The 11,630-nt window shown below is 30.7% G+C and carries 10 protein-coding genes and 1 other RNA gene; 10 read left to right on the top strand and 1 reads right to left on the bottom strand.

What is annotated here, in order from left to right:
* Positions 1–524: 524 nt before the first annotated feature.
* Both rnr and IO99_RS05885 read left to right on the top strand, forming a co-directional pair.
* On the top strand, positions 525–2,702 hold the full coding sequence (gene rnr / locus IO99_RS05890) for a ribonuclease R (RefSeq protein WP_035131320.1): 2,178 nt from the start codon (positions 525–527) through the stop codon (positions 2,700–2,702).
* Between the two features lie 316 nt (positions 2,703–3,018).
* A complete protein-coding gene (locus IO99_RS05885) occupies positions 3,019–4,185 on the top strand; it encodes an iron-containing alcohol dehydrogenase (RefSeq protein ID WP_035131319.1) in 1,167 nt (388 codons plus the stop codon).
* 678 nt (positions 4,186–4,863) lie between these two features.
* On the opposite strand, the gene IO99_RS05880 is transcribed toward IO99_RS05885, so the two are convergent.
* Entirely contained in the window at positions 4,864–5,088 is a 225-nt protein-coding gene (locus tag IO99_RS05880) for a hypothetical protein (RefSeq protein ID WP_035131318.1), read from the bottom strand.
* Positions 5,089–5,429: 341 nt separating this feature from the next.
* Here IO99_RS05880 and smpB point away from each other — a divergent pair, with 341 nt between their 5' ends.
* The 8 genes from smpB (at position 5,430) to IO99_RS05845 (ending at position 11,584) form a co-directional block, all read left to right on the top strand.
* Positions 5,430–5,897, top strand: coding sequence for an SsrA-binding protein SmpB (gene smpB / locus IO99_RS05875; RefSeq protein WP_035131317.1), 468 nt, complete (start codon positions 5,430–5,432; stop codon positions 5,895–5,897).
* Positions 5,898–6,022: 125 nt separating this feature from the next.
* Positions 6,023–6,634, top strand: a complete 612-nt coding sequence (locus IO99_RS05870; protein ID WP_035131316.1) for a histidine phosphatase family protein — start codon at positions 6,023–6,025, stop codon at positions 6,632–6,634.
* Between the two features lie 237 nt (positions 6,635–6,871).
* Positions 6,872–7,206, top strand: a transfer-messenger RNA (tmRNA) gene (gene ssrA, locus IO99_RS18665).
* 731 nt (positions 7,207–7,937) lie between these two features.
* Positions 7,938–8,786 carry an SIR2 family protein gene (locus IO99_RS05865; RefSeq protein ID WP_051823949.1) on the top strand — a complete coding sequence of 283 codons (849 nt, stop codon included), beginning with the start codon at positions 7,938–7,940 and terminating at the stop codon, positions 8,784–8,786.
* A gap of 82 nt (positions 8,787–8,868) precedes the next feature.
* On the top strand, positions 8,869–9,201 hold the full coding sequence (locus IO99_RS05860) for an ABC-three component system protein (protein WP_035131315.1): 333 nt from the start codon (positions 8,869–8,871) through the stop codon (positions 9,199–9,201).
* Complete coding sequence (locus IO99_RS05855; RefSeq protein WP_035131314.1) at positions 9,194–9,655, top strand: hypothetical protein; 462 nt, start codon at positions 9,194–9,196, stop codon at positions 9,653–9,655. The genes IO99_RS05860 and IO99_RS05855 overlap by 8 nt, the downstream gene beginning before the upstream one ends.
* Positions 9,652–10,593 carry a hypothetical protein gene (locus IO99_RS05850; protein ID WP_035131313.1) on the top strand — a complete coding sequence of 314 codons (942 nt, stop codon included), beginning with the start codon at positions 9,652–9,654 and terminating at the stop codon, positions 10,591–10,593. Before IO99_RS05855 ends, IO99_RS05850 begins: the two co-directional genes overlap by 4 nt.
* Before the next feature lie 151 nt (positions 10,594–10,744).
* The gene (locus IO99_RS05845) at positions 10,745–11,584 is read left to right on the top strand and encodes a hypothetical protein (RefSeq protein ID WP_035131312.1); all 840 of its coding nucleotides are present in this window, start codon (positions 10,745–10,747) and stop codon (positions 11,582–11,584) included.
* Positions 11,585–11,630: the final 46 nt, after the last annotated feature.

Genomic DNA, 11,630 nt, shown 5'->3' with positions numbered 1-11,630 from the left:
ATAAATAGAATAAATAACCCCTTTTTATTTATACGTATAACCTAACCCCAAGGGTTATACAAGTTATTTTATGTCGAATATAATTGTATATTATTGCAAGGAAAAAACCCATTGGTTACCCCCGATGGGTTTTTTCTTGTAATAAAATTTATTTTTGGAAAACATATGTTTAAGAAGTTAAATATAGAAATTATGTAGCATATACTGTAAACTATATAATATGTAAATATCTAATATAAAAAACACATAACATTGATTTAATAGAGCAATAATAGTAAATAGATATACTAATTATAAACAGAGTTCTTAGTTTCGGCGAGAGTTTTAGAGATAGTTATCCAGGGACGTAGCAGCTTTTAACCCCAACTTTAAAAAAGATAGGAGTATTAGAGTTGGTAGTCATCGGATAAACAGAGTTCTTAGCTTTTTTGAAGCTTTAGAGATGGTAGGCATTATATAAAAAATAGTATGTATTAAGAGGATATATTACGTAAAGATGAGAAAAGTATGAAAGGAAGTGCATTATGAATATAAGAGAAGTACTTGTAAGCTTTATGAAAGAAAAAGCTTATAAACCGATGAGTTTAAAAGAGTTGTCTAAAATATTTGGTATAGGTAAAAAAGAGTCTAAAGAGTTTTTAAACCTATTAAATGAAATGGAGAAAGATGGAGAAATAATAAAAAATAGAGCAGAGCTATATGGAATTCCAGAGAGAATGGGTATACTTAAAGGGGTTTTTGCTGCTCACCAAAAGGGTTTTGGTTTTGTAATTGTAGAAGAAGATAGACCAGATATATTTATCCCTGCTAGTAATGTAAATAGTGCCATGAACAATGACGTGGTGTTAGTTAAAGTATTAAAAGATGAAAATAACGGTAAGAAATCTGAAGGAGAAATTATCAGAATTGTTGAAAGAAAGAATAAAAAATTAGTTGGAACCTATGAAGATAGCAAAAACTTTGGATTCGTTGTACCAGATGATAAAAAGATAGGTCAAGACGTATTCATTTCAAAAAATGATAGAAATGGGGCAAAATCAGGTCAAATAGTAGTGGTAGAAATCACTAGCTGGCCAGAGAAAAGAAGAAATCCAGAAGGAAAGATCATTGAAATCCTAGGAGAAAAAGGAGATAAGGGAATAGATATCCTAACTATAATTAGAAAGCACAATCTTCCTGAAGAATTCCCATTACAGGTAGAGGAATATGCGGAAAGAATAGAAGATATGGTTCCTCAAAGTGAAATAGACAGAAGAAGAGATCTTAGAGATGTGACTATGGTTACCATAGATGGAGAAGATGCAAAGGACCTAGATGATGCTGTTTCAGTAGAAGTTCTGAAAAATGGAAACTTCAAGCTAGGAGTTCATATTGCAGACGTATCACACTATGTAAGAGAAAATAATGTCCTTGATAAGGAAGCCTTTAAAAGAGGTACCTCTGTATACCTAATTGATAGAGTAATTCCAATGCTACCTAGAAAACTATCAAATGGAGTATGTAGCTTAAATCCAAAGGTAGATAGACTTGCTCTTAGTTGCTTTATGGAAATTGATCCTACAGGAAAAGTAGTAGACCATGATATCTTTGAAAGTGTAATAAAAACTAATGAAAGAATGACCTACACTGATGTAACTAAGATTCTTAGAGATGAAGATGCTGAAACTATAGAAAAATTTAAACACCTTCATGAAGACTTTAAGAACATGGGTAGATTATTTGAGCTCTTAAATAAAAAGAGATTATCAAGAGGTGCTATAGACTTTGATTTTGAAGAATGTAGAATAATCCTAGATGACACTGGTAAACCAATAGATATCCTACCTCGTGAAAGAGCCATTGCCAATAGAATAATAGAAGAATTTATGCTAATCTGTAATGAAACTGTAGCAGAGCACTTCTTCTGGCTTAATGCACCATTTGTTTATAGAGTTCACGAAGACCCAGATATGGAGAAGTTATTACACTTTAGTGAATTCGTATATAACCTAGGATACCATGTAAGATTTAAAGAAGATGAAATTCATCCAAGGGAGCTTCAAAAGATTCTAGAAAAGGTTAAAGGCAAGAAGGAAGAAACAGTAGTTAGTACCTTACTTTTAAGATCTATGATGAAGGCAAAATATTCCCATTTATGTGTAGGACACTTTGGTCTTGCTGCTAAATACTATTGTCACTTCACATCTCCAATAAGAAGATATCCTGACCTAGTAATTCATAGAATTATAAAGGAAATGATAAACGAAGGATTAAATTCTAAGAGAGAGAAGAGATTAAGAACCTTTGTAATAGATGCTTCAAAACAATCCTCTGATACAGAAAGAATGGCTGTGGATGCAGAACGTGAAGTAGATGACTTAAAGAAAGCTGAATACATGATGGATAAGATAGGAGAAGAATTCGAAGGAATCATATCCTCTGTAACTAGCTTTGGTATGTTCGTTGAACTTCCTAACACCATAGAAGGTTTAGTTCATATTAGTGAGCTTCATGATGACTACTATATCTATGATGAAAAGCATCTAGCTTTAGTTGGTGAGAGAACTAAGAATATCTACAGACTAGGAGATGAAGTTAAGGTAGTTTGCTCTAAGGTTGACATAGATGCCCACGATATTTACTTTGAAATAGTTAAACCACAAGTAGAAGAAGAGGAAGAAGAAATGTCCCTAGACATCGATGATTTAATTTTTGGAGAGTAAAATATAGTTAAGAAGAAAACTATAAGGATAAAAATTTAACATTATATAAGAAGAGATAAAATTTTGTTTATTAAATTAAATATGATTTTATCTCTTCTTTTTTATGTAATTTGCTATAAATTAAGGGAAACAAATAAAAATATAGGATAATTTTACATAGTAGAGCGTAAAAATCAAAAAAAGATTGTTAAAAAGTTAAACAAATCAGATAAATTTTTAACAAAGTACTAGTATTTTTAGAAAAAGGTGGTATACTAAAATTATAAATGTTAAATAAATAACAAAATTTAAAGTTTGTAATAGGGAGGTTCATATTATGGCACGTTTTACATTACCAAGAGATATATATCATGGAGAAGGAGCGTTAGAAACTCTGAAAACTTTAAAAGGGAAGAGAGCTTTCGTAGTTGTTGGTGGCGGATCTATGAAGAGATTCGGATTCTTGCAAAAGGTTGAAGACTACCTAAAAGAAGCAGGTATGGAAGTTGAATTATTTGAAGGGGTAGAACCAGACCCATCAGTAGAAACAGTTATGAAAGGTGCAGAAGCTATGAGAAGCTTTGAGCCAGATTGGATAGTTTCTATAGGTGGAGGATCTCCAATAGATGCAGCAAAAGCAATGTGGATATTCTACGAATACCCAGAATTTACTTTTGAACAAGCAGTTATTCCATTTGGACTACCAGAATTAAGACAAAAAGCAAAATTCGTTGCAATACCATCAACTAGTGGTACAGCTACAGAAGTTACAGCATTTTCTGTAATTACTGATTACAAAGCTAAGATTAAATATCCATTAGCTGATTTCAATATAACACCAGATATAGCAATAATAGATCCAGCACTTGCACAAACAATGCCTAAGACTCTAGTTGCTCATACTGGAATGGATGCTTTAACTCATGCTATAGAAGCATACACAGCATCACTAAGATCAAACTTTTCAGATCCATTAGCATTAAAAGCAATTGAAATGGTAAAAGAACACTTAATAGATTCTTATAATGGATGTGAAAAATCAAGAAACTTAATGCACGAGGCTCAATGCCTTGCAGGAATGGCATTCTCAAATGCACTACTAGGAATAGTTCACTCCATGGCTCATAAAACAGGAGCAGTATTCCACATTCCTCATGGATGTGCAAATGCAATCTTCCTTCCATATGTAATTCAGTACAACAGAACTAAATGTGAAGATAGATATGCAGACATAGCTAGAATGTTAAAATTAAATGGAAATACAGATTCAGAATTAACTGATTCATTAATAGAAATGATCAATGACTTAAATACAAAACTAAGTATTCCTCACTCAATGAAGGAATACGGTGTTACCGAAGAAGACTTCAAAGCAAATCTTGAGTTCATAGCTCACAATGCAGTGCTTGATGCATGCACAGGCTCAAACCCAAGAGAAATAGACGACAAAACAATGGAAAGACTATTTGAATGCACTTACTACGGTAACAAAGTAGAGTTATAAGTAAGAGTCTAAATCTTTGATTTAGTTACTCGAACTTACTCATTGGAACGAAGTGAGAAGGAGTTTCCTCTCGAGCAAAGCGAGAAAATAAATCTTTAATTTGTCATTGCAACATGGTAAAAAGGGGTTTAATTGCAATAGAGGGAGACAATAATTAATTTTAGTTAGTGGAAGAAACTCCACTGAAAAGTGGGGTTTCTTATATTATGTTATTAATTCTGTTGAACTAAGGTACAGCAGATTTAAAAAATATCCTTATAATTCATCAAATCAAATCAAATCAACTTGGAAGAGCTGTCTCAAAGTAGAGTTAAAAAAATTCTACCGTGAGACAGCTCTTCTAAGTTCTACTCCAAATCTTTGAGGAAATCCCTGAAACCCCCACAGCGCCAACAACTAGTTATATAGTTATATAGGTAAATAGTTTCCTATATAAAAATAGAGCTATTTAAAAAGTTTTCTATATAAATATTTTTAATTTTGAATAGTTAAAATGTAGGTGTTCCCTAGAGGGCTTAAATACAGTTATATCAAGGGATTAGCTGTGGAAGAACATAAGAACATAAAAACATAAAAAGCTAAAAACATGGGAATTGGAGAAACTAAATTAATATAAGTTATTATACATTCTATATAAAATATAATTACGTGATTTATCACAAAATATATAGTGATATTTTATTTATTTTTTTGTTTTTCTCTAAAACCTAATAAATAGAAGAAAGTTCCTATAAGAACAAATATATAAATAAATATATTTATTCCAGGTATGGGTATGTCCATGATGTCTTGGCCAACCCACAAGTACCAATGTAAATATGAAATTAATCTTTCAATGGTGTATATTAATCCACTTGATATAATAAAGACAGTACCTAGTTGTAAATAATTTTTTTCATTCATAAATACCTCACCTTTTGAAAATTATATGGCTATACTAAATATGTAATATGGATTACTAATATTAACCTACAATTATAGTGTAATATAACTATATTATATTGTAGCTAAGTCAATAGGTAAAGAAAATTTAGGAAAAAACTCCATATTTTTAAATTATATATTATACTTAAGATATAAACTTTTTAGATAGTCAAAATTCATATATTTCAAGGTTAATAATTACAATATTTATAATTTAGGTTATAATAAAAATAGGTTATACTATACAATACATTTTAAATTTAGTAAAATCACATGTATAATGAGAAAATTATATATTAATGATAAAAGTAGGTGAAAACATGGCAAAGAAATTAGGAACTAAAACTTTAGTAGAAAATAGAAAAGCAAGACACGATTACTTCATAGAAGAAGCTATGGAAGCAGGAATAGTACTTGTAGGGACAGAAGTTAAATCTATAAGAGCTGGGAAAGCAAACCTTAGAGATAGCTATGCAGATGTATACAATGGAGAAGTTTTCGTAAAAAATATGCACATAAGCCCTTATGAGCAAGGAAACATATTTAACAAAGATCCTCTAAGAGTAAGAAAGCTACTTCTTCACAAAGGAGAAATAGATAAACTTTTAGGATTCACGGCTCAAAAGGGGTACACTCTAATACCACTTAGCTTATATCTTAAAGACGGTAAAGTAAAAGTGAACCTTGGAGTATGTAGAGGTAAAAAAGATTACGATAAGAGAGATGTAATGCTAGAAAAAGCAGCTAAGAGAGACATAGACAGACAAATGAAAGAGAAATATAGGTAAGAATCTAAATCTTTGATTTAGTTATTCGAACTTACTCATGGGAACGAATGTGAGCAGGAGTTTCCTTTGCACAATAGAATTTTGCTATGAAGTATGGGAAGTTTAAATAGGGGGAGCGGTAAAGGATGAAAAGAATAATTACCATTCAACATACTCAATCAGTGCATCACACCAATGGGATGATTGGTTCATGGACAGATTGGGATTTAACTAACCTAGGAAAAGAACAAGCAAATAACATTGGGATAAAGCTTAAGGAAGAACTTTCAAAAGATATTGTCTATGTTATGTATTCTTCAGACTTAAAAAGAGCAAAACAGACTGCTGAAATTGTAGCAAAGCATTTAAACTTAGAACCCGTTATTAATGAAGATCTAAGGGAACGTAACCTTGGTTCTGCTGTAGGCAAAAGTGTACAATGGCTTAGAGAAAATCAAACAGCATGGGAAAAGACAATTGATGATAGATGTGTACCAGATGCTGAATCTAGAAGAGAAACTTGGAAGCGTCTAGAACCTTTCTACAATGACATAATGAGCAGTGAGGATGAGAATATAATTATTGTTTCCCATGGGGACACATTAAGTATTTTCAACGCTATGTGGTTAGGACTTAAACCAGATGATCTTAATAACTGTGATTTATTTGGATTTGCAGGTGGAGTTTCTCATTTTATAGAAGATGACAACGGAAAACATATCATAAAGAGACTAAGCGACATGTCTTATATAAAATAGTTTGAGCTACCTATATTCGATAAAATAAACTTATATTTGGTGTGAAAGTATCATTAAAAGTGGTACTTTTTTTACATATATAGATTTGCCAAATACCATATGTAGAATCTAAAGGAAATATGTCCATAAACACTATAAAACTTTTTACAAAACTTTACTTGCTATAAGGATTGATATTGTTTATAATGAATATACGTGGTAATCACTAATAATTACCACTACCTAACATGGGGGCGTACTGGTTTCGACGGGGGTACGTGACATATAGGAAGCGAGTAGAGGGAACTCATGGGCCCGCTTTAAAAAACTATGGGATTAAAGATAAACGCAGAAGACAATTTTGCATTAGCAGCTTAATATAGCCGCTCGTCCTACCTTTGAGTCCCACGGCTTAGGATAGGGCGCCGATTAGTGGGGAACCGAGCCATGGAAAGCTTTGACCATGGAACGGAATTTATGAAGCTACTGAAGTAGAAACCCGGTCTCTAGGGGTTCTATGGAGGGAATGTTAAAATAGAGACTGCACTCGGAGATGCTTATGTGGAATGGCTTTCGGACAGGGGTTCGATTCAAAAGAGTCGCCTTAGAGAGTAATTTCTAAGTGAAAACTTGGCTTTATCGGTGAAACCGTAACAGATGGTGCTGACGGCAATACCGAGTGGTATGTGAAGAAATTCAACAGCCGTGTATCGACTTATAGGTTCCTAAGGAGTAATCTATGGAATACTAGGATAGAAGATATCAAACTAAACTATGCTTCTATAATACGCCAAGTGTCCTATACAGTATTAAAATTTAATAAGGAGAATATAGGACAGAGATATAGTCAATACCTGCAGAGATGTAGGAAGGATATGTCCCCTCGCCTCCACCATGAAATCCACGACAGGAATGTCGTGGATTTTTCACGTTTGTAAGGAATCTTAGAATTGCAAAAGGTAATGCTTATCATACCAAATTCTAAAAGCAATATTGTAGATTTCATGAAAGGGATAAAGTTTGTATTTAACATGAAGAATAGAGAGTTGGTTAAAATAGTAGTAGGATTTTAGAAATGGCAAATAAAAATAATAGATTTATTGGATAAGATACAATATTAAATAGCAATAACTTATATAAGATATTAGACTTACAGTTGTGAGCTAATATCTATTTGTGTTTGTAATAAATGTGTGAAAAAGTAAATTGTATGATATAATTGTAAATAAAAAGGCTAAATATAGAAAATATTTGAAATATCAGTATATAAAATAGTATTATAAATATAAGTAGAGTTAATTTTATAATTATAGGAGGTATTTCTTTGAATATTTCAAGCGATATTAGAAAATTGAGAAGAATTCATGCTGAAAAAAGAATGATTCCATTTATAGGAGCGGGATTATCTGCTCCATTTAACATCCCTAACTGGGACAAATTGATTTCAATGCTAAGTGAAGATTTAATAGGTGATACAGACATAAAAGATATGATTCAGCAAGAGGTAAGTAATAAAAGATATTGGGATGCAATGGAATCAATTAAAAAGTTTAGTTTTAAAAATGACTTTTATATTCAGAAAACTGTTGTAGATATAATTAAGAAACAAGAGAAGGAAGCTATTGATCATAATTATTCAGACTTAGCTAATTTGAATGCCCCTCATTATCTAACAACTAATTATGATAATTACTTAGCAAACAATATGAAAAGTGGATTTCAACCTGTAGTACTAAGTGATTCAGACAACAGTACACAAGATTTGGCTATGGAGAAGGATGGAAAAAGAATTGTTCATTTACACGGAATTTTGTCCAAGCCAGGATCGATTGTGTTAGGAAAAACGAAATATGATGAGGTATATTCAGACGAAAAGTATGTGGCGCTTTTTAACTTTTTTAGAAGTGGGTATACTTTTCTATTTTTAGGGTTTTCTTATTCTGATATATACATTGAATATTTAATGAAAAAGTATAACTACATATTTAATGACTATCATTACATATTGCTAGCAAATCCGACAGATGAAATAAGACGTAAGTTTATGGATGAATATAATTTAACAGTAATTGGATATACTGTGGTGGATATAAATAATTCACAAGAGCACATTGTAGCAATCAGAGAGATTTTGAATGCTATTAATTCTAATGAGGTGAGCGGAAATTTTTAGAAGCTCCTCCGACTAAAGATGAACTTAAAAAGTTGGAAGGAGCGCTTTTTGTAAAAAAAACTAAAAAAAGAAGAAATAGACAATGAGACAATCGGATATAGTAAAAAGACTTTTTTTTTATGCCGATGGTTATATAAGAAAGTTAGAAAAATATAATTTACCTATTGAAGTAGTAGAGGATACATTTAGCGCCTGTTACAATGTATATTCAGATATCAGATATAGAATGTATAGAAAAAATAAGAACAGCCAAAAGCTCGTTGAGGAAGTAATGGATAATCTATCAGACCATAACTTCAGTAGTTTAAACCTTTATGTACAGCCTAAATCTGTTCAAAAAACTGGAATAATTCATATATTAGCTAATGATGGAAAAAGAGATGTGTTCTGGGGAGAGGTAGATATAAATGAGTAGCGTAGATTTGCCAGTTTCCATAAAATTAGTTTTTGAAAATAAAAAATTGTTAACTATGAACTTACTCGTAACTGCATATATTCTTACACTTAGGAAAAAGAAGATAAATATTTACGAATGCTTATTTTACTATATATTATCTCTAACAAGTTTTAGTGAAAAGGCTGAACCTAAGTATGATAAAAAGGAGTTTCAATATAATTATTTTAAAATAGATAAGACATTGAAAGAACTATTGATTTATCTCGCTAACAGTGACCTTATTAGTTTAGACAGTAATAGTAGTAAGAATCTTTCTGAAATATCAATAATAGTAACTGATAGGGGAAAAAAGATGGTAAGCGACTTGCAAGGACCATATTTTGTTGATTTGAAGGAAAAGATAAAAGTCAGTTCTACTACGCTTAAGTATAAAAAGCAATATTATAAACAGTTTGTAGGTGAGGTTTTATGAAAGGAATTTATGTAAGTAAATTAAGAGTAGAAGGTGAGCATTATAGGAGAACTCTCCAATTTGATAGAGGGCTTAATATTATAGCTGGAGATATTTATTCAGGAAAATCATTAGTATTAAGATTAATTGATTATATTTTTGGTAAAGGGAAAATTAATTTAAAGGTTCAAAAAGCTCTAGACTTATATTGCGATAAAGTCTTTCTAGAGATTGAAATAAGCGGGAAAATATATACATTTAGGAGAAACTTGAAAAAAGCCAGCTCTAAGTTTTATATATACTTTTGTGAATTAAATCGAATTGCAGATTTTACCCCTAAGGTTATTGATAAAGGTGCATTTAGTAATTTTATATTAGATTTATTAGGTATGCCTTCATGCAAAATATTAAGACATAAAAGAAACAGCCCTGATAGACAATTAGAGACAATCAGCATTAGGGATATTTTTAGGTTTGTTTATATAGATCAGCACGATTTAGGTACAAACAATTTTTTAAAGAATAACGTAGAAAATAAAGCTAGAAAGAATAGGCCTACCTTTGAGTTAATAACAAATTTTATTGTTGAAGATAAGGAAGGCATTAAAGAAAAAATTGTAGAAGAAACCAGTGAAGTAAATAACATAGGTAAAATTGTCTCAGGTTTAAAAACATATTTAAGTGAATCGGATTTTATGACTTTAGAAGATACTAAAATTAAAAGGACATTTGAGCAGGAAAAGTTGGATAACCTAATTATTAAAAAAGAGAATTTTATTAATGATATAAAGAAAAAGAAAGGTGAAGTTAGTCCAGTATATAAACAAATAATAGGGGATATAAGAGATATTATAGATAAGGTAGGAAGTATAAATAAGGATATAAATGATTTAGAACTTGATTTAAGCGCAAAGAAGCAATTATTAAATACATATATTAAAGAAAAAAAAAGAAATTGAAGCCACGAAAGAGGCTAACTTTCATTTAGAGGAAATAAAGCATGAACTACAGTGTCCGTTATGTAATTCAAAAGTAGTAAGCATAAAATATTCTAATATAAATGAAACTATATTATCTAATGTGGATCATGAGCTAAATGAAAAAATACTAATGTTAACAAATTTAATTGATGGTATAGAGAAAGATAAGGAAGAACTTATATGTGAAAAAAAGTATTTGCAGTCAAAGGAGCAATTTCTTCAGAAGGCAGCTGAAAAATATAAGAAAAATGATGAAGTTGAGTTACCATATATAGCTGAAATTGAAAATATTAATATACTTATTGAAGAGGCTAGAAAGAATATTTCAGCATTTTCAGAAGTAGTGAAAATTTATAATAAGGTTGATGAGAAAGAAAAAGAGCGAGAGCGTAGACAAAGCCTACTAGATAATCTTAATGAGAGTCTAAATTCTCTGTTAAAAGATATAAAATTTAAAGATAACATATTAGAAAAAATAAATGATTCTTATATAACCTTACTTGATGCACTAGGGTACTCAATAGAAAAAGATAAAACATACATATCTAAAGAAGATTATGTAGCATATTATGATGAGGCTAGTGTTTTTGAACATGATAGTGGCGGAGTTTTGGTTTGCATTCAAATTGCATTTATAGGTGCTATACTTATGACGCAAAACGCGTTTGAGGAATTTGGCTTAAACCATCCTAACATACTAATGCTCGATACAATTGGAAAATATCTTGGAGCATATAAATCTATCTATACTGATAAAGATGAAAAGTTTGAGGTTATGGATGAAGAATTATATAAAAACTTATATGAATTACTAAAGATTATATCAAAACAGAGTCAAATTATTATAGTAGACAATACACCACCAGCAGAGGAAAAAAAATATATCAAATATATCTTTAGAAATGAAGATACCAAGAAAAAGACCATTAGTAAAAATGGGCTTATAGATTTAAGTAAAAATGAAATTTAAATATCTAAACGTGGTACTAATTGTTCAAAATATCTAAGCTAGTAGT

Origin of the sequence: Clostridium sulfidigenes, assembly GCF_000732635.1 — a bacterium.
Taxonomy (GTDB): domain Bacteria; phylum Bacillota; class Clostridia; order Clostridiales; family Clostridiaceae; genus Clostridium_J; species Clostridium_J sulfidigenes.
The sequence above is the reverse complement of the archived record's forward strand: the minus strand, read 5'-3'. Positions and strand labels throughout refer to the sequence as shown.

Bases quoted from the DNA above. Each gene is read 5' to 3' on its own strand.
- rnr (WP_035131320.1), top strand. From the start codon at position 525: ATGAATATAAGAGAAGTACTTGTAAGCTTTATGAAAGAAAAAGCTTAT.
- IO99_RS05885 (WP_035131319.1), top strand. From the start codon at position 3,019: ATGGCACGTTTTACATTACCAAGAGATATATATCATGGAGAAGGAGCG.
- IO99_RS05880 (WP_035131318.1), bottom strand. From the start codon at position 5,088: ATGAATGAAAAAAATTATTTACAACTAGGTACTGTCTTTATTATATCA.
- smpB (WP_035131317.1), top strand. From the start codon at position 5,430: ATGGCAAAGAAATTAGGAACTAAAACTTTAGTAGAAAATAGAAAAGCA.
- IO99_RS05870 (WP_035131316.1), top strand. From the start codon at position 6,023: ATGAAAAGAATAATTACCATTCAACATACTCAATCAGTGCATCACACC.
- IO99_RS05860 (WP_035131315.1), top strand. From the start codon at position 8,869: ATGAGACAATCGGATATAGTAAAAAGACTTTTTTTTTATGCCGATGGT.
- IO99_RS05855 (WP_035131314.1), top strand. From the start codon at position 9,194: ATGAGTAGCGTAGATTTGCCAGTTTCCATAAAATTAGTTTTTGAAAAT.
- IO99_RS05850 (WP_035131313.1), top strand. From the start codon at position 9,652: ATGAAAGGAATTTATGTAAGTAAATTAAGAGTAGAAGGTGAGCATTAT.
- IO99_RS05845 (WP_035131312.1), top strand. From the start codon at position 10,745: ATGTTAACAAATTTAATTGATGGTATAGAGAAAGATAAGGAAGAACTT.